Raw genomic sequence first — 17,270 nt, 5'->3', positions numbered from 1 at the left:
CCATCGCGCGCATCGACGCCGATATCGCGGACAGCGAACTGCGCGCCCCGCGCGACGGCCGCGTGCAATACCGCGTCGCGCAACCGGGCGAAGTGCTGGGCGCCGGCGGAAAAGTGCTGAACATGGTGGACCTGTCCGACGTATACATGACCTTCTTCCTGCCCGAGCAGGCGGCCGGACGCGTAGCGCTTGGCCAGGACGTGCGCATCATTCTGGACGCCGCCCCGCAATACGTCATTCCGGCCAAGGTGTCGTTCGTGGCCAGCACCGCGCAGTTCACGCCTAAAACAGTAGAGACCGCCAGTGAACGCCAGAAGCTGATGTTCCGCGTCAAGGCGCAGATCAGCCCGGACTTGCTTGCGCAGCATCTGAAGCAGGTCAAGACCGGCCTGCCGGGCGTGGCCTGGCTGAAGCTGGACGCCGACGCGGCATGGCCCGCCAACCTTGAAGTCCGCGTGCCCTGATGGACACGTCCGCCCCTCCCGTCGTCAAGCTGGCAGGCGTCAGCCTGCGCTACGGCAAGACCGTGGCCCTGGACGGCATCACGCTGGACATCCCGGCCGGTCGCATGGTGGGCCTGATCGGCCCCGACGGCGTGGGCAAGTCCAGCCTGCTGGCGCTGGTGGCGGGCGCCCGCGCCGTGCAGGAAGGGCGCATCGACGTGCTGGGCGGCGACATGGCCAGCAGCCGCCACCGCGACGCGGTCTGCCCGCGCATCGCCTACATGCCGCAGGGCCTGGGCAAGAACCTGTACCCCACCCTTTCGGTGGAAGAGAACCTGCAATTCTTCGGCCGCCTCTTCGGCCATGATGAGGCCGAACGGCGGCGGCGCATCGACAGCCTGACGCGCAGCACCGGCATGTCTGCATTCCTGTCGCGCCCAGCCGGCAAGCTGTCGGGGGGCATGAAGCAGAAGCTGGGCCTGTGCTGCGCGCTGATCCATGATCCCGACCTGCTGATCCTGGACGAACCGACGACCGGCGTGGATCCGCTGGCGCGCGCGCAATTCTGGGACCTAATCAACGAGATACGGGGCGAACGCCCGGGCATGAGCGTGATCGTCGCCACCGCCTACATGGACGAGGCGCAGCGCTTCGACTGGCTGATCGCCATGGACGAGGGCCGGGTACTGGCCACCGGCACCCCGGTAGCGCTGACCGAGCGCACCGGCGCAGACGGCTTGGAAGCCGCCTTCATCGCGCTGCTGCCCGAGGCCAAGCGCCGCGGCCACAAGCCGGTGGAAATCGTGCCGCTGGCCATCGACGACCAGGCCGAAATCGCCATCGAAGCCCGCGACTTGACCATGCGCTTCGGCGACTTCGTGGCCGTGGACCACGTGAACTTTCGCATCCGTCGCGGCGAGATCTTCGGCTTCCTGGGATCCAACGGCTGCGGCAAATCCACGACGATGAAAATGCTGACGGGCCTGTTGCCCGCCAGCGAAGGCCAGGCATGGCTGTTCGGCCAGGAAGTCGACCCGAAGAACATCGACACGCGCCGTCGCGTCGGCTACATGTCGCAGGCCTTCTCGCTGTATGGCGAGCTGACCGTGCGGCAGAACCTGGTGCTGCACGCGCGCCTGTTCCATGTGCCGGAAGCCGAGATTGCCGGCCGCGTGGACGAGATGGTGGCGCGCTTTGACCTTGCCGACGCGTTGGACAGCTTGCCCGAGAGCCTGCCGATGGGCGTGCGCCAGCGTCTGTCGTTGGCGGTGGCTATGGTGCATAAACCCGAACTGCTGATCCTGGACGAACCCACCTCGGGCGTGGACCCGGTTGCGCGCGACAATTTCTGGCGCTTGCTGATTGCACTGGCCAGGCAGGACCAGGTCACCATCTTCATCTCGACGCACTTCATGAACGAGGCGCAGCGCTGCGACCGGATGTCATTGATGCATGCGGGCAAGGTGCTGGTCAGCGCATCGCCCGCCGAAATCACGCGGCTGCGCGGTGCGAAGACGCTGGAAGAGGCGTTCATCGCGTATCTGATCGACGCCGGCGCCGGCACGCAGCCCGAAGACGGGGCCGAAGCGGCCGATGCCGCGCCCGCCGACGCGCCCGCCCCGGCGCCGCATCGCGGCTTCAGCTTCCAGCGCGCCCTGAGCTACATGTGGCGCGAATCGCTGGAGCTGCGGCGCGACCCGGTGCGCGCCACGCTGGCCCTGGTGGGTTCCCTGCTGCTGATGTTCGTGATGGGATACGGCATCAGCCTGGACGTGGAAGACCTGCGCTACGCCGTCATAGACCGCGACCAGACCACGCTTAGCCAGAACTACAGCCTGAACCTGTCCGGCTCCCGCTACTTCATCGAGCAGCCCCCCATCAAGGACTACCAGGACATGGATGCGCGCATGCGCAGCGGCGAGCTGTCGCTGGCGATCGAGATCCCGCAGGGTTTCGCCCGAGATGTGGCGCGCGGCAAGCCGGCGCAGATCGGCGTCTGGATTGACGGCGCCATGCCACAGCGCGCCGAAACCATCCGCGGTTATGTGCTGGGCATGCATCAGGGCTGGCTGATGCAGCAGGCGCGCGAACGGCTGGGGGCCAACGCCCCGCAGCCAGTCAGCATCGAAACGCGGTTCCGCTACAACCCCGACGTGCGCAGCCTGCCGGCGATGGTGCCGGCGGTGATTCCGCTGCTGCTGCTCATGATGCCCGCGATGCTGACCGCCCTGGCCGTCGTGCGCGAAAAGGAACTGGGATCCATCATCAACCTGTACGTCACGCCGGTCACGCGCCTGGAATTCCTCCTGGGCAAGCAGGCGCCCTACGTGGCGCTGGCGATGCTGAATTTCCTGCTGATGACCTTGCTGGCGGTCACGCTGTTCGGCGTCCCCATCACCGGCAGCTTCGCGACCTTGCTGGCGGCCGCGCTGATCTACAACGTGGTGGCCACCGCCATCGGTCTCTTGGCCTCGACGTTCACGCGCAGCCAGATCGCGGCGCTGTTCTTCACCATGATCGGCACGCTGGTGCCGGCCGTGCAGTTCGCCGGCCTGCTTAATCCGGTGTCGTCGCTGGAAGGCGGCGGACGGTTGATCGGGCAGATCTACCCCGCCACGCACATGCTGACGATCAGCCGCGGCGTGTTCAGCAAGGCGCTGGATTTCACGGCGCTGCAAGGGTCGTTCTGGCCGCTGTTGGCCGCCATCCCGATCATCCTGGGCGCGTCGGTGCTCCTGCTGAAGAAACAGGAGGCATGAATGAGACACTTGGCCAATATCTTCCGTCTGGGCGTCAAGGAGCTGTGGAGCCTCGCGCGCGACCCGATGATGCTGATCCTGATCGCCGTGTCGTTCACGCTGATGATCTATACGGCGGCCACGGCGATGCCCGAAACCCTGCACAACGCGCCCATTGCCGTGGTGGACGAGGACGCCTCCCCGCTATCCGCGCGCATCGCGTCGGCCTTCTATCCGCCGCACTTCACGCCCCCCGCATTCATCACCGCGGCCCAGGCCGATGCCGGCATGGATGCGGGCAAGTACACATTCTCGGTGAACATCCCCCCGAACTTCCAACGCGACGTGCTGGCCGGCCGTCCGGCGGAAATCCAGCTGAACGTGGACGCCACCCGCATGAGCCAGGCGTTCACCGGCAGCAGCTACATCCAGCAGATCGTCACCGACGAGATCAACGAATTCGTCAAACGCTACCGCGCCCCCACCGAACTGCCGGTGGAGCTGGCCGTGCGCATGCGCTTTAACCCTAACCTGACGCAGGCGTGGTTTGGCGCGATGATGGAAATCATCAACAACGTCACCATGCTGTCCATCATCCTGACCGGCGCCGCGCTCATTCGCGAACGCGAACACGGCACCATCGAGCACCTGCTGGTGATGCCGGTCACCCCCACCGAAATCATGGTGGCGAAGGTATGGTCGATGGGGCTGGTCGTACTGGCCTCCGCTGGGCTATCGTTGACTTTCATCGTGCGTGGCCTGTTACACGTGCCGATCGAAGGGTCCGTGGCGCTGTTCCTGGCGGGAGCGGCGCTGCACCTCTTCGCGACTACCTCCATGGGCATCTTCATGGCCACGCTGGCGCGCAGCATGCCGCAATTCGGCATGCTGCTGGTACTGGTCCTGTTGCCGCTTCAAATGCTGTCCGGCGGCACCACGCCGCGTGAAAGCATGCCGGACTTTGTGCAGCACATCATGCTGGCCGCCCCCACCACGCACTTCGTGGAACTCGGCCAGGCAATCCTCTACCGCGGCGCGGGCTTAAGCGTCGTGTGGCAGCCATTCCTGGCGCTGGCGCTGATCGGCACAGTCCTGTTCGCGTTTTCTCTGGCGCGTTTTCGCAAGACCTTGAGCCAGATGGCTTGAGGCTGATTCGTTACCCCTTACCACTTTCTTAAAAGGACGGATGATGAAGAAGACTACTGCCCCCACGACCCAAGGCATCGCCGGCGCCAATGCCGCCTACTGCCAACGGCTGGCCCAGCTTGCGCAAGAAAGCCAGCAACGCTGGATGGAACTTGGCCGCCGGTTGGCCGACGACAACGCCGCCCGGTACCTGGACACCCTCGGCCCGCTGAAGCAAGGCGGAGATTGGCAACAGATCGCCCCGGCCCTGGGCGAGATCACGCGCAAGCAATGGCAATGCCAGCTGGAAGCCAGCCAGGCCATCACCCATGCCGCGCTGGAAGAGCAGGCCGCGCTGGCGGCCGGTCTGGGCGAAGCCATGAGCGGCTGGTTCAAGAGCGCCACCGGCGCCGGCATGGCCGCCGGCACGTCGCCCCTGACGCAGATGTGGTCCACGATGTCGAACCAGATGGCCGCGGCTTGCTCGGCCATGCGCGACGCCAGCCAGCCGGGTGGGCGCCATGACGGCTAAGCGCACAGCGCTGGTCACCGGCGGCGGCGGCCTGGGGCGGGCCATCGCCCTGGCGCTTTCCGAGGCCGGACACGACGTCATCGTCACCTACCACGCCAGCGAAGACGCCACGCGCGCCTGGGTCGACGAAGAAGCGGCCAAAGGACGGCGCTTCGCCATCTATCAGGTGGACGTGGGCGACTACGCCTCGTGCCAGGCGCTGATGCGGCGGCTGGAACGCGACGGCCGCCAGATCGACATCCTGGTCAACAACGCCGGCATCACCCGTGACGCCCGGCTGCGCAAGATGAGCTTCGAAAACTGGTCCGAAGTGATGCACAGCAACCTGGATTCGATGTTCAACATGACGCAGCCATTGTGCGGCGGCATGGCGGACCGCGGATGGGGCCGCATCGTGAACATCTCATCCGTGAACGGCAGTAAAGGCGCGTTCGGACAGACCAACTACGCCGCATCGAAAGCCGGGATACACGGCTTCACCAAATCGCTGGCGCTGGAGCTGGCCAGCAAGGGCGTCACGGTCAACACCGTGTCACCCGGTTATCTGGACACGCGCATGGTGCAGGCGGTACCCGAGGAGGTGTTGAAGGAAAAGATATTGCCGCAGATCCCCGTGGGCCGATTGGGCCAGCCCGAGGAAGTCGCGGCACTGGTCGCGTTCATCTGCAGCGACCTGGCGGGCTTCATGACGGGTAGCAATGTGGCCATGAACGGCGGCCAGCACATGTATTGACGCCTGGCGGGCGCGCGGCGGTCAGGGCTGGCGCGCGCCCAATTCTTCCACCAGGAAATCCACAAACGCGCGCACCTTCGCCACCATGTGGCGGCGCGACGGATAGACGGCATAGACGTAGGTCTCGACCGGTAGCCAATCGGGCAGCACGGCTTGCAGCGCGCCGCGGTCCAGATCTTCCTGCACGTACACGCGCGGCACGAGGCTGACGCCAAAGCCCGCCCGCAACGCATCGCGCACCGCCAGGCTGGAACTGACCTTGTACCGCCCATGCACGGGCACGCGTTGCGTCTGCCCCGCGCGCGTGAAGACCCACTCATCGGCATGGCCCGACAACGTGAACTGCACGCGCTCCATGCCCCGCACGGCCTCGGGCGACGCCGGCACGCCCACGCGCCGGAAGTAGGACGGCGCCCCGCACAGTACGTGATCCAGCGTCATCAGCTTTCGGGCCACCAGGCTGGAGTCTTCCAGCCGGTCGGTGCCGCGGATCGCCAGATCAAAACCTTCCTTCACGATGTCGACGCGGCGGTCTTCCAGGTTCAGGTCCAGCGACACCTGCGGATAGCGTTCCAGGAACGCGGGAACGGCGGGACAGATGCGAAGCAGGCTCAGCGACATGGGTGCGCTTACGCGCAAGAGTCCGGCGGGTTCGCGTTGCATGGGGCCCAGCGACTGTTCGGCCTCTTGCAGATCATCCAGGATGCGGGCGACCTGCTCGTAATAGCGTGTGCCGGCTTCGGTCAGGCTCATGCGGCGGGTCGTGCGGTTCAGCAACCGCGCGGCGACGTGGCGTTCAAGCTCGGCGATGTTCTTGCTGACGGCGGCAGGCGACAAGCCCAGTTGGCGCGACGCCGACGCGAACCCGCCCTGCTCCACGACCTGCCTGAAGACCTTCAACGCCGTCAGATGATCCATTGATTATTCACCTACAGTGAATGATATTGCGAATGGAATGGATATTATCGTATAGCGGCGATTCAATTAGCCTGTGGGCATGGATCCGGCAATGCGTAGATGCCGCCGGCAACACCCCCTACCCATTGGACGACCCAGATCATGAGCCACCCGCTGACCGACGCCATCGCCGCCCGCAATTCCGCCAACTTCTTCGATCCGGCCCGCGGGCTGGAAGACGAGCAGATCCACACGCTGATTTCCTGGGCAACGCGGGCACCCACCGCCTTCAACCTGCAGAACTGGCGCTTCATCGCCGTGCGCAGCGACGCCGGCAAGCGCCGCTTGCGTGAATTGGCCTGGAACCAGCCCAAAGTCACCGACGCGGCAGTGACTTTCATCGTGGTGGGCGTGCTGCCCCAGGCCGCCTGGACGGCCGATCGCCTGCAGCCGTCTGTCGCGGCCGGCTTCATGCCCGCCGGGATGATCCCTGCCTGGGAGGCCGCCGCCAGCCAGCTCTACACCGATGCCCCGCAAACCCAGAGAGACGAAGCCGTGCGCAGCGCCACCTTCGGCGCGTCCACCCTGATGCTGGCAGGCCAGGCGCAAGGGCTGTCCGCCAGCCCGATGACCGGGTTCGACCCCGTAGGCGTGGCCGGCGCGTTCGGCTTGCGGGCCGACGAAGTGCCGGTCATGCTGGTCGCCATGGGTTACGCCACCCCGGCCAATTGGCCGCAGAAGCCGCGGCGCCCGGTATCCGACGTGCTTGAGCTGGCCTGAGCCAAACGGGAGCGACCATCATGAGCCGCAGTTCCGATCTTCTGCTGACCGCCCTGGCGCCCGCCATCTGGGGCAGCACCTACGTCGTCACCACCTTGATGCTGCCCGCGGACTATCCGCTGACCGTCGCCATGCTGCGTGCGCTGCCGGCCGGCATCCTGCTGCTGCTGGCCGTGCGCCAGTTGCCGCAAGGCATCTGGTGGCTGCGCGCGTTCATCCTGGGTGCGCTGAATTTCTCGGTGTTCTGGGCGCTGCTGTTCGTTGCTGCATACCGCCTGCCTGGCGGTGTGGCTGCGACCTTGGGCGCAATCCAGCCGCTGGTGGTGATCCTGCTGGCCCGCACGTTGCTGGGCTCGCCGATCCGCAGCCTGTCCGTCGTGGCGGCGCTAAGCGGCCTGGCCGGCGTGGCGCTGCTGGTGCTGACGCCCAAGGCCGCGCTGGATCCGGTGGGCATTGCCGCCGGCTTGGCCAGCGCCGCATCCATGGCGCTGGGCACCGTGCTTAGCCGACGCTGGCAGCCGCCCGTGTCCGCGCTGACCTTCACCTCGTGGCAATTGACCGCCGGCGGCATCCTGCTGCTACCCGTGGCGCTGATTGCCGAACCCGCCTTGCCTCCGCTTACCGCCCTGAACGTGACGGGCCTGGCCTATCTGGGGCTGATCGGCGCGGCGCTGACCTATGTGCTGTGGTTCCGCGGCGTCGCAAAGCTGGAACCTGCGGTGGTGTCATCACTGGGCTTTCTCAGCCCGATTTCGGCAGTGCTGCTGGGCTGGGGCGTCCTGGGCCAAAGCCTCTCCGCCGCACAATTGGCCGGCATGGCGATTGTGGTGGCCAGCGTGTGGCTAAGCCAGCGCGCCCAGCGGCTTCCGGCCGCCCCGCTCGCCGCGCGGCAGACGCCTTGACCCGCAGCGCTCGGACGTCAGTTTTCTTGCCGCATGCGGTGCATGGCGACGAGATTCTTCTTCGTCTCAAGAATGTGCGCTTGAACCAGGCTTGCCGCCAACTCGCCGTCCTGCTTGCGGCAGGCCTCCAGGATGCGGTGGTGATCCGCCTGCGGGCTGTCCATGCCCGCCGCTTGCGACATCACCTCGTAGGTGTAGCGGGCAGTGTTCAGGCCGTACTCCTCGATCAACCGGCGCAGGCGCGTGTTATTCGCCGGGGCGCACAGAGCCAGGTGGAAACGGCGAATCGCGTCGACCCGATCCGGCACGGAATCCGCTTCGTCGTAGGCGCGTAGCAGGGCTTCCAAGGCTTCCAGGTCGGCCCGCGCCATGTTCGGCACGGCGGCGCGCACCGCATAGCCTTCCAGCGCGATCCGGATGTCCAGCAACTCGCAGATCTGATCCACGTCCATGCGGATGACGACCGCGCCGCGGTTCAGGGGATACGCCACCAGGCCTTCCGTTTCCAGTTGGCGCAGCGCCTCGCGCACCGGGATGCGGCTGGCCTGGAAACGGGCGGCCAGTTCATCTTGCTTGAGCGGCGTGCCCGCAGGCAAGGCGCCGGTCAAGATATCGAAACGCAGCTGATCGCGGATCCGGTGCGGCAAAGCCTGGGCTGGATTGGACGAGCCCTTCTTCTGGGTAATGCTCATGACGATCGGGTGTCTCTGCGGCGAAGGACGACGGCCTGCGCCAAATGTGGGGGTGGCTCCGACGGGCGGGCCCCCATCGTAGCCCAGCGGGCAAGGTGGGCGATTGCCGCGCCTGCCGGCATTCGCAAGCGCGCGCCGCGATAGCGAAATTTGATGATGCGGCGCGCGCTTCCCGGGCATGATCGTTGCTCTTGCCCCACTGGAGACACATCATGAGCAGCAAACCCAGCATCATCCTGGTCCACGGCTTCTGGGGCGGTGCGGCCCATTGGGCCCGCGTCATCCTGGAACTGTCGCGCAAGGGCTATCAGGACCTGCACGCCGTCGACATGCCATTGACCTCTCTGGCGGATGACGCCGAACGCACTCGCAAGATGATCGCGCAGCAGAAGGGGCCCGTCCTGCTGGTGGGCCACTCCTATGGCGGCGCCGTGATCAGCGTCGCCGGCAACCAGCCCAACGTCGCGGGCCTGGTCTATATCGCCGCATTCGCCCCGGATGCCGGTGAAAGCCCCGGCGGCATCACGCAGGAACACCTGCCCGCCGCCGCTCCCCATCTGGCCCCCGATAGCGACGGCTACCTGTGGGTCCGGGCAGACAAGTTCCACGAGAGCTTCTGCCAGGACTTGCCCGCCGACGAAGGGCTGGTCATGGGCATTACTCAGAAGGCGCCGCTGGCAAGCACCTTCGGCGACACCGTCGCGACGCCCGCTTGGCGCAACAAGCCGTCGTGGTACCAGATATCCAGCCAGGACCGCATGATCGCCCCCGAAAACCAGACGCGGATGGCCAACCGGATGCAAGCCCGCAAGGTGATCACGCTGGATGCCAGCCATGCCTCGCTGGCGTCGCGCGCGGCGGAAGTCGCCGGCTTGATCGACGAAGCCGCACAGGCCTGCGCAAGCTAAGCCCTCGGCAGGGAAGGCTTGCCTTCCCTGCCTGAGCGGATCAGGGGACGCACCCCGCTATCTGTACTGTCTTTTTTGTAACGTCGACGAATCCAAAAAAACTGAGCTGCCAGCCTTTTCCCTATGAAGGAGCAAGCTATTGCGTGGATTCGCCCTAACTGATCCGCTTTTTTTCTCAGATTCTGAATCTGTACCAATCAGCGCACATATCCTAACTTCGTGGTGCAGGTTCAACACCCGTCTGCGCCTGCCGTCTTGTGACGGAACCCTCGCGCCGGCGACGAAGTCAGGAAGACCGCTATGGATAGCGACGCGCTATTGCTTGCCCGAATACAGTTCGGCTTCACCATTTCTTTTCACATCGTTTTCCCCGCCATCACCATCGGCCTGGCCAGCTATCTGGCCGTCCTGGAAGGCCTGTGGCTGCGGACGCAGAAAACCGTCTATCGCGACCTCTACCATTTTTGGACCAAGATCTTCGCCGTCAACTTCGGCATGGGTGTCGTGTCCGGCCTGGTGATGGCCTATCAGTTCGGCACGAACTGGAGCTTCTTCTCCGATTTCGCCGGCAGCGTCACCGGACCGCTGCTGGCCTATGAAGTGCTGACCGCCTTCTTCCTGGAAGCCGGTTTCCTGGGCGTCATGCTGTTCGGCTGGTCGCGCGTGGGCCCGGGCCTGCACTTTTTCTCGACCGTCATGGTGGCGCTGGGCACGCTGGTGTCGGCCACCTGGATCCTGGCGTCCAACAGCTGGATGCAGACGCCCGCCGGCTACGAGATCCTGGACGGCCGCGTGGTGCCCACCGATTGGCTGGCTGTGATCTTCAACCCCTCGTTCCCGTACCGCCTGGCGCACATGGGCATCGCCGCTTTCCTGGCCACCGCGCTGATGGTCGGGGCCTCCGGCGCCTGGCACCTGCTGCGCGGCGACCGCAGCCCGGCCGTGAAGAAGATGTTTGCGATGGCGATGGGCATGCTGCTGCTGGTTGCGCCGCTGCAAGCCGTGGTGGGCGACATCCATGGCTTGAACACCCTCAAGCATCAACCCGCCAAGATCGCCGCCATCGAAGGCCATTGGGAAAACGAGCCGGGCGCGGGCGTGCCGCTGACGCTCTTCGGCATTCCCGACATGGAGCGCGAAGAAACGCGCTTTGCGCTGAACGTGCCGCGCCTGGGCAGCCTGATCCTCACGCATAGCTGGGACGGCCAGTTCCCCGGGCTGAAGTCGTACCCGCCCGAAGACCGGCCCAACGCGACCGTGGTGTTCTGGTCGTTTCGCATCATGGCCGGGCTGGGCACGCTGATGATCCTGCTGGCCGGCTGGGCGCTGTGGACCCGGTGGCGCGGCCGCTTGTATGAGTCGCGCGCGCTGCAGCGGTTTGCGCTGTGGATGGGGCCGTCGGGCATCATCGCGATGCTGGCTGGCTGGTACGTCACCGAGATCGGCCGCCAGCCCTGGATCGTCTATGGCGTGATGCGCACGGCGGATGCGGCCACGCCCCACGGGTTGGGTGAACTGACCCTGACGCTTGCCCTGTTCGTGGTGGTCTATCTGCTGGTGTTCGGCGCCGGCGTGTCGTACATGCTGCGCCTGATCCGCATGGGCCCCAGCCCCGCACCGGGCCACGCCCCGCTGTCCGGCGGACCGGGCGAACCGCGCCAGCCGTCGCGCCCGCTGTCCGCCGCGTCCACCTTGGCGGGCACCGAGCCCGCGCAACGCAAGCATTCAGGAGTCTGAGGCCATGGGCATCGATCTTGCACTGATATGGGCCGTCATCATCCTGTTCGGCGTGATGATGTATGTGGTGATGGATGGCTTCGATCTGGGCATCGGCATCCTCTTTCCGCTGATCCGCGACCGCGATGAACGCGACGTCATGGTCAACACCGTGGCGCCCGTCTGGGACGGCAACGAGACCTGGCTGGTGCTGGGCGGCGCGGGCCTGATGGCGGCGTTTCCGCTTGCGTACTCCGTCATCCTCAGCGCGTTGCACCTGCCGCTGGTCTTCATGCTGCTGGGCCTGATCTTCCGCGGCGTGGCGTTCGAATTCCGCTTCAAGGCCGACGAGCACCATCGCCCGCTTTGGGACCGCGCCTTCGTGTTCGGCTCGGTGTGCGCCACTTTCTTCCAGGGCGTGACGCTGGGCGCCTACATCGAAGGCATCCCGGTTGTCGACCGCGCCTATCAAGGCGGCGCATGGGACTGGATCAGCCCGTTCTCGATCTTCACGGGCCTGGGGTTGCTGGCGGGTTATGCGCTGCTGGGCTGCACCTGGCTGATCATGAAGACCGAAGGCCGGTTGCACCGCCACATGTGCGACATCGCCCGGCCGCTGACGCTGGCGCTGCTGGCCGTCATCGCCGTGCTCAGCATCTGGACGCCGCTGGCGCAGCCGCAGATTGCGCAGCGCTGGTTCAGCCTGCCCAACATGTTCTGGTTCTTCCCGGTGCCCGTGCTGGTGGCGGCCGCCGGTTTCGACCTGATCCGGCGCGTGCGTGGCATGCCCGCCGCGGGGCCCTTCATGCTGTCGCTGTGCCTGGTGTTCCTGGCCTACAGCGGCCTGGGCATCAGCATCTGGCCGGCGATCATCCCGCCCGACGTGTCTATCTGGACCGCAGCTGCGCCACCGCAAAGCCTGGGCTTCGCATTGGTGGGAGCCTTGCTGATCATTCCCATTATCCTGATGTACACCGCTTGGTCGTACTACGTCTTCCGCGGCAAGGTCCGCACCGGCGAGGAGTTCCACTGATGAATGCGATGAACCGCCCCTCTCACCCGCTGCCGTCGTGGCGCAGCCGTCTGTTGTGGCTGGCGCTGATCTGGGCAGGCAGCGTCGCCGCGCTGGGCGTGACCGCCTACGCGCTGCGCCTCGTGATGCGCGCCGTCGGTATGTCGCTGTGAATGCCCCCACGCTGCACACGCTGCGCGTGCTTGCTGCCCCCCGAGGGGGCGCTTTTTACCTTGGGGCGGCCCGGCGGAAAAAAGGGCCCCCACGCTGCGCATGCTATCTGAACCGCGTAAATAGGACCTGCCATGAAGCGCTATGAACGGCTGACAGAAGACATCACCGCCTCGATCCGATCGGGCCTGCTGCAAGTGGGTGACCGCTTGCCCTCGGTGCGGCAGACCAGCACCAGCCGCGGGGTCAGCCCGTCTACGGTGTTCAAGGCCTATTACCTGCTGGAAGCGCGCGGGCTGATTCGCGCGCGCGACCGTTCCGGCTACTACGTCCTGCGCGACCCGCATGGCGCCCTGCCCGAACCCGAGGCGCTGTCGACCGCCAGCGCGGGCCGCCACCCCGTGGACGTCAGCGACAACGTGCTGCAGGTGCTGAACGCCACCTTGCGCCGCGACATGATCCCCTTCGGCTCGGCCTTTCCCAGCCCGTCGCTGCTGCCCTACGGCCGACTGGCCAAGTTCATGGCGTCCACCGTACAGCGGCTGGATCCGTGGGGCTCGATCGATGACCTCAGCCCCGGCGATCCGGCGCTGCGCCGCGCGATCGCGCTGCGCTACCTGGCCGACGGCGTGTCCGTGCCGGTGGACGACATCATCATCACCAACGGCGCGCTGGACGCGCTGAACCTGAGCCTTGCCGCAGTCACGAACCCAGGCGACGCGGTGATCGTGGAATCCCCCACGTTCTATGCCGCGCTGCAATCGCTGGAACGCAATCAACTGCATGCCATCGAAGTGGCGACGCATCCGCGCGAAGGCATCGACCTGCAAGCGCTGGAGCAGGCCATCCTGCAGCACCGCCCGCGCGCCTGCTGGCTGATGACGACGTTCCAGAATCCGTTGGGCAGCCTGATGCCCGACAGCAAGAAGGAAGCGCTGGTCAAGCTGTTGACCAAGCACGGCGTGGCGCTGATCGAAGACGACGTCTACGGCGAACTCTACTTCGGCGAAACGCGGCCGCGCCCGGCCAAGGCGTTCGACAAGGAAGGCATCGTGATGCACTGCTCGTCTTTTTCGAAGACGCTGGCGCCGGGCTATCGCGTAGGCTGGGTGGCGGCCGGGCGCTACACGCGCAAGATCATGCGCAACAAGCTGACCACCAGCCTGGCCACCGCCGCGCCGACCCAGGCCGCCATCGCGGCCTATCTGGAAAAAGGCGGCTTCGACCGCCACCTGCGGCAATTCCGGCAGACGCTGGCCTTGCAGCAGGGCGAACTGCTGCAAGCCGTGGCGCGCTACTTTCCCAAAGGCACGCGCGCGACCCGGCCGGCGGGCGGCTACTTCGTGTGGGTGGAACTGCCCGCCCATATCGACACGCTGAAGGTGCACCGCGCCGCGCTGGACCATGGCATCAGCATCGCGCCGGGGCCCCTGTTCTCGTCGTCGGGCGCGTTCGGCAATTTCCTGCGCTTAAATCACGGCCACCCGTGGAGCGTGGACCTGGAACAAGGAATGGCGACACTCGGCAAACTGCTGGGCAGTGCGTGATGGGCAAGTGATTAACACGTTCAAGACATGAAATTCCGATTCTTGATACAGATCGACACCGGGGCTGCCGCAGCCATCCTTTAGAGTTCGAGGCCTTTCATTTTCCTGCGGTGCCGCGTCGCGGCCCCATGCCTATGACCGCCTCATTTCCCCGTGTTCTGCCGCGTTATGCGTTGGGCTGCTACGCCGGCGCATTCGCCCTGCTTTACCTGTTCAGCGCCCAGTTGCTGGCCACGTTGGACATCTGGCTGCTGCCGCGCAGCCTGCTGATCGAAATGCTGCGCTATCGCGCGATGTGGCTGGTGTTCTTCCTGACTTTGCCGACCGTCGGCTATCTGCTCTGGCGCGGGTCGGATCTGGTCGCCTGGTGGCGCGCGCCTACCGAACTGACGCTGGACAGCCACGCCCTGCACATCGGCCCCCGCACGCTGGCCTATACCGATGTGGCATCGATCCGGCATCAACACAATCGCGACCATCTGGTGCTGACCCTGCGAGACGGTGAACGCGTGCGCATCCGCCTGACCATCTGGGAAGACGGCTATGCGCTTGCCGACCAGCTGGAAGAATCGGTCGGCGGCAATCTGGAGGCCACCACGCTGCGCCGGCTACAGGCCCAAGACACGGTCGGCTTCGGCCCGCTGTCCATGAATGCGTCGGGCCTGACCTACAAAGGACACATGATCCCGTGGGCCGCCATCGATTCCATCCGCACGCAATCAGACAGCGAAGGCATGGAGACCGACGAGACCCTGATCATCGTCGCGCGCGGCAAGACCCACAAGATCGACCGCTCCAAGATCGTCAATGAACCGGTCATGCTGGCCTGCCTGCGCCAGTACCTGCCCGGAGCCTGAGCGACACCCATCTCCCGGCGCCTCGCGCCCACGCCCCCTTCCCCTCTTTGTGCAGCCCCAGTCATGGAAATCTACAGCTCTACCGCCCAGCAATCCCAGACGCTCGCCGATCGTCCGGTGTACTTCTCGCGCAACCGCCTGATCGCCGGCGCCGTCGTCTGGACCCTGGCCACCGCGGCCTTCGGCGCCCTGACATTGAACGCACGCGGCAACACCGGCGCGATGGCCTTCTTCGGCGCCATCACCGCGATCGCCATCTGGCTGGTGGTCAAATGCCTCAAGCGTGCGTTCGGCCCTGCCACGCCCGTCATTACCTTCACGCGCGGCGGCCTCAAGCTGACGGACGGCACCGTCATCCCCTGGCACGCCATCAACGAGAACACCTACGTCAACCAGAACTACGTGGGCATTCCGACCGCCAAGCAGATCCAGCTGAAGACCTCATTGCCGGACAGGAAGCGCGTGCTGATTTCAGCGATGGCGCTGGAGATCAACGGCGACGAGTATCTGGCGCTGTGCGATGCGTATCAGGCGCGGTAACGCGGCAAGCACGCCTGCCGGCAGCGAGGTCATCGGGCAGCAGCACGCGCCGCCTCGACCTCGCGCAACAGGGATGCCGCGTCTGGCCGCAGCGGCAGGACAAGCCGGCCCTGACGGTCGATCGCGCCCCACTCGCCGCCCGACATGAAGCTGTGTTCGCCGTCTGGCGTGAAGGACTTGCGGCAGCCTTCACACACGACGGCCAGGCCGCCGCTGAAGCGGTCAACCCATTCAAACGGCGTGGTCAGCACGCGGTTCAGATCGGTGTCGTAGTAGGCCATGCCGCCAGACCAAGGCCCGCGCGTCAGGCCGGCCTCGAAATCGTCCGCGAAGTTGTCGTAGGTCAGCACCGGCACCGACTTGCCGTCGGGCCGTACCCAATGCCAGGAACGGTGCGCAAACACCGGCGACAAGCCATCGGCGTTGAAATCCATCACGCGCAGGATCTCGGACTGGAACACCAGTTCATCGCCCTCTACGCGGGCGCAATGCTCGGCGGATTCGATCATTCCGCCGGCATCTTTCTGGGCGTAGTGGCAGGCCAGGTCGAACGTGGCGCCGCCCCCCGGGGCGGCCGCCAGCAGTGAAAACAGCAAGGTCGTCAGCATGCCGGGAATCCTAGCATGCGGTCGTGCGCAGGCCGCGCAGGCGCCTGCCTGCCCTCAGTTCGCCGTCGCGCCCGAGTCCTTGACGGCTTGCGCCCACGCGGCGATTTCAGACTGGATGAACGTGCCGAATGCAGTGGTGTTCACGCTGGACGCCTGCGCGCCCTCCTCCATCAGGCGCTGCTTGACGGCAGGCGCGGCCAAGGCGCCGCCCAGCGCCGCATTCAGCGTGGCCACCACCGCGTCCGGCGTGCCGGCCGGCGCGACGATGCCGTGCCACGACACCGCCTGGAAACCGGGCAGGCCGGATTCCGCCATCGTCGGCACGTCGGGCATCGCCGGCGAACGCTGGGGCGAGGTCACGGCCAGCGCGCGCAAGGTGCCCGCCTTCACGTGCGGCAACACGCCGGGTATGGTGGTGAACATGAAATCGATCTGACCGCCGATCAGGTCAGTGATGGCCGGGCTGCCGCCCTTGTACGGCACGTGCGTGAATTGCAGCTTGGCCGCGCTCTTGAACATCTCGCCGGCCAGATGGCCCGGGGTGCCGGCGCCCGCCGATCCCATGTTGGTCTTGTCGCCCTGCGAGCGGATGTACGCGATCAGCTCCTGCACATTGGCGGCCTTGACGTTGGGGCCGATAACCAGCACGTTTGGCACGGTCGCCAAGAGCGTGACGGGTTTGAAGTCCTTCACCGCATCGTAAGAGATGCGCGAGTACAGCGACGGATTGATGCCGTGCGTGCTGGCGGTAGCCAGCAGCAGGGTGTAGCCATCCGGCGCCGAGGAGGCCACCTGCTTGGCGGCGATGGTGCCGTTGGCCCCGCCCTTGTTGTCGATGACGATGGTCTGGCCCAGCGTCTTGGCCGCTTCGGCCGCGACCGTTCTTGCCAGGATGTCGGACGTGCCACCGGCCGAATGCGGCACCACGAGCGTGATGGGTTTGGTGGGAAAGGATTGCGCGTGCGCCGCCGGCAATGCCGGCGACAGACAGGCGGCCAGCGCAACGCGCGCCAGCAGTCGGGTACGGAACATGGAAGTCTCCTGGGTTGTTGTTGAATGCGGCGCCTTC

At 65.9% G+C, this 17,270-nt stretch carries 18 protein-coding genes; 14 read left to right on the top strand and 4 right to left on the bottom strand.

From position 1 onward, the window contains the following. From AC27VE_RS04310 to phbB, 5 genes are all read left to right on the top strand, one after another. On the top strand, positions 1-464 hold a 464-nt coding region (locus AC27VE_RS04310; RefSeq protein WP_488703132.1), incomplete at its 5' end, for an HlyD family secretion protein. Then, positions 464-3,202: a ribosome-associated ATPase/putative transporter RbbA gene (gene rbbA / locus AC27VE_RS04305; RefSeq protein WP_488703131.1), complete on the top strand. Its 2,739-nt coding sequence runs from the start codon at positions 464-466 to the stop codon at positions 3,200-3,202. The genes AC27VE_RS04310 and rbbA, both read left to right, overlap by 1 nt. Next, a complete protein-coding gene (locus tag AC27VE_RS04300) occupies positions 3,203-4,327 on the top strand; it encodes an ABC transporter permease (protein ID WP_427957470.1) in 1,125 nt (374 codons plus the stop codon). Between the two features lie 40 nt (positions 4,328-4,367). Continuing rightward, complete coding sequence (locus AC27VE_RS04295) at positions 4,368-4,838, top strand: hypothetical protein (RefSeq protein WP_006226164.1); 471 nt, start codon at positions 4,368-4,370, stop codon at positions 4,836-4,838. After that, the gene (gene phbB / locus AC27VE_RS04290; protein ID WP_427957305.1) at positions 4,828-5,571 is read left to right on the top strand and encodes an acetoacetyl-CoA reductase; all 744 of its coding nucleotides are present in this window, start codon (positions 4,828-4,830) and stop codon (positions 5,569-5,571) included. The genes AC27VE_RS04295 and phbB overlap by 11 nt, the downstream gene beginning before the upstream one ends. Positions 5,572-5,592: 21 nt before the next feature. On the opposite strand, the gene AC27VE_RS04285 is transcribed toward phbB, so the two are convergent. Beyond that, complete coding sequence (locus AC27VE_RS04285; protein ID WP_488703130.1) at positions 5,593-6,489, bottom strand: LysR family transcriptional regulator; 897 nt, start codon at positions 6,487-6,489, stop codon at positions 5,593-5,595. Positions 6,490-6,630: 141 nt separating this feature from the next. Between AC27VE_RS04285 and AC27VE_RS04280 the strand changes: the two genes are divergently transcribed. Both AC27VE_RS04280 and AC27VE_RS04275 read left to right on the top strand, forming a co-directional pair. Continuing rightward, positions 6,631-7,248 carry a nitroreductase family protein gene (locus AC27VE_RS04280; protein ID WP_488703129.1) on the top strand — a complete coding sequence of 206 codons (618 nt, stop codon included), beginning with the start codon at positions 6,631-6,633 and terminating at the stop codon, positions 7,246-7,248. Between the two features lie 20 nt (positions 7,249-7,268). Continuing rightward, positions 7,269-8,150 carry an EamA family transporter gene (locus tag AC27VE_RS04275; protein WP_427957309.1) on the top strand — a complete coding sequence of 294 codons (882 nt, stop codon included), beginning with the start codon at positions 7,269-7,271 and terminating at the stop codon, positions 8,148-8,150. Between the two features lie 17 nt (positions 8,151-8,167). On the opposite strand, the gene AC27VE_RS04270 is transcribed toward AC27VE_RS04275, so the two are convergent. Next, the gene (locus tag AC27VE_RS04270; protein ID WP_488703128.1) at positions 8,168-8,842 is read right to left on the bottom strand and encodes a GntR family transcriptional regulator; all 675 of its coding nucleotides are present in this window, start codon (positions 8,840-8,842) and stop codon (positions 8,168-8,170) included. Between the two features lie 212 nt (positions 8,843-9,054). Here AC27VE_RS04270 and AC27VE_RS04265 point away from each other — a divergent pair, with 212 nt between their 5' ends. The 7 genes from AC27VE_RS04265 to AC27VE_RS04235 all read left to right on the top strand — a co-directional run bounded on the left by AC27VE_RS04265 (position 9,055) and on the right by AC27VE_RS04235 (position 15,593). Then, positions 9,055-9,750 (top strand): alpha/beta hydrolase, encoded by a 696-nt coding sequence (locus AC27VE_RS04265; protein ID WP_006226159.1) that lies wholly within the window; start codon positions 9,055-9,057, stop codon positions 9,748-9,750. A 300-nt stretch (positions 9,751-10,050) separates the two neighbouring features. Beyond that, a complete protein-coding gene (locus AC27VE_RS04260; protein WP_088590698.1) occupies positions 10,051-11,487 on the top strand; it encodes a cytochrome ubiquinol oxidase subunit I in 1,437 nt (478 codons plus the stop codon). A gap of 4 nt (positions 11,488-11,491) precedes the next feature. After that, positions 11,492-12,499 (top strand): cytochrome d ubiquinol oxidase subunit II, encoded by a 1,008-nt coding sequence (gene cydB, locus AC27VE_RS04255; protein ID WP_006226157.1) that lies wholly within the window; start codon positions 11,492-11,494, stop codon positions 12,497-12,499. An 8-nt stretch (positions 12,500-12,507) separates the two neighbouring features. Further along, on the top strand, positions 12,508-12,651 hold the full coding sequence (locus AC27VE_RS04250) for a DUF2474 domain-containing protein (protein WP_280029867.1): 144 nt from the start codon (positions 12,508-12,510) through the stop codon (positions 12,649-12,651). Between the two features lie 132 nt (positions 12,652-12,783). Then, entirely contained in the window at positions 12,784-14,196 is a 1,413-nt protein-coding gene (locus tag AC27VE_RS04245; RefSeq protein ID WP_006226155.1) for an aminotransferase-like domain-containing protein, read from the top strand. Between the two features lie 134 nt (positions 14,197-14,330). After that, complete coding sequence (locus AC27VE_RS04240) at positions 14,331-15,053, top strand: hypothetical protein (RefSeq protein WP_488703127.1); 723 nt, start codon at positions 14,331-14,333, stop codon at positions 15,051-15,053. 63 nt (positions 15,054-15,116) lie between these two features. Beyond that, positions 15,117-15,593, top strand: coding sequence for a hypothetical protein (locus AC27VE_RS04235; RefSeq protein ID WP_488703126.1), 477 nt, complete (start codon positions 15,117-15,119; stop codon positions 15,591-15,593). 29 nt (positions 15,594-15,622) lie between these two features. Here the strand turns inward: AC27VE_RS04235 and AC27VE_RS04230 are convergent, their stop codons facing one another. Beyond that, positions 15,623-16,201: a hypothetical protein gene (locus tag AC27VE_RS04230; RefSeq protein WP_488703125.1), complete on the bottom strand. Its 579-nt coding sequence runs from the start codon at positions 16,199-16,201 to the stop codon at positions 15,623-15,625. A gap of 54 nt (positions 16,202-16,255) precedes the next feature. Then, positions 16,256-17,233 (bottom strand): Bug family tripartite tricarboxylate transporter substrate binding protein, encoded by a 978-nt coding sequence (locus tag AC27VE_RS04225; protein ID WP_488703124.1) that lies wholly within the window; start codon positions 17,231-17,233, stop codon positions 16,256-16,258. Positions 17,234-17,270: the final 37 nt, after the last annotated feature.

The sequence above is a fragment of the Achromobacter sp. 18P8.1.1 genome (genome assembly GCF_057799415.1).
This window is presented reverse-complemented; position numbering and strand designations above follow the sequence as displayed.

Coding starts and splice junctions, on each gene's coding strand:
- AC27VE_RS04240 (WP_488703127.1), top strand. CDS start 14,331: ATGACCGCCTCATTTCCCCGTGTTCTGCCGCGTTATGCGTTGGGCTGC.
- AC27VE_RS04235 (WP_488703126.1), top strand. CDS start 15,117: ATGGAAATCTACAGCTCTACCGCCCAGCAATCCCAGACGCTCGCCGAT.
- rbbA (WP_488703131.1), top strand. CDS start 464: ATGGACACGTCCGCCCCTCCCGTCGTCAAGCTGGCAGGCGTCAGCCTG.
- cydB (WP_006226157.1), top strand. CDS start 11,492: ATGGGCATCGATCTTGCACTGATATGGGCCGTCATCATCCTGTTCGGC.
- AC27VE_RS04265 (WP_006226159.1), top strand. CDS start 9,055: ATGAGCAGCAAACCCAGCATCATCCTGGTCCACGGCTTCTGGGGCGGT.
- AC27VE_RS04280 (WP_488703129.1), top strand. CDS start 6,631: ATGAGCCACCCGCTGACCGACGCCATCGCCGCCCGCAATTCCGCCAAC.
- AC27VE_RS04300 (WP_427957470.1), top strand. CDS start 3,203: ATGAGACACTTGGCCAATATCTTCCGTCTGGGCGTCAAGGAGCTGTGG.
- AC27VE_RS04270 (WP_488703128.1), bottom strand. CDS start 8,842: ATGAGCATTACCCAGAAGAAGGGCTCGTCCAATCCAGCCCAGGCTTTG.
- phbB (WP_427957305.1), top strand. CDS start 4,828: ATGACGGCTAAGCGCACAGCGCTGGTCACCGGCGGCGGCGGCCTGGGG.
- AC27VE_RS04225 (WP_488703124.1), bottom strand. CDS start 17,233: ATGTTCCGTACCCGACTGCTGGCGCGCGTTGCGCTGGCCGCCTGTCTG.
- AC27VE_RS04285 (WP_488703130.1), bottom strand. CDS start 6,489: ATGGATCATCTGACGGCGTTGAAGGTCTTCAGGCAGGTCGTGGAGCAG.
- AC27VE_RS04250 (WP_280029867.1), top strand. CDS start 12,508: ATGAACCGCCCCTCTCACCCGCTGCCGTCGTGGCGCAGCCGTCTGTTG.
- AC27VE_RS04260 (WP_088590698.1), top strand. CDS start 10,051: ATGGATAGCGACGCGCTATTGCTTGCCCGAATACAGTTCGGCTTCACC.
- AC27VE_RS04295 (WP_006226164.1), top strand. CDS start 4,368: ATGATGAAGAAGACTACTGCCCCCACGACCCAAGGCATCGCCGGCGCC.
- AC27VE_RS04275 (WP_427957309.1), top strand. CDS start 7,269: ATGAGCCGCAGTTCCGATCTTCTGCTGACCGCCCTGGCGCCCGCCATC.
- AC27VE_RS04245 (WP_006226155.1), top strand. CDS start 12,784: ATGAAGCGCTATGAACGGCTGACAGAAGACATCACCGCCTCGATCCGA.
- AC27VE_RS04230 (WP_488703125.1), bottom strand. CDS start 16,201: ATGCTGACGACCTTGCTGTTTTCACTGCTGGCGGCCGCCCCGGGGGGC.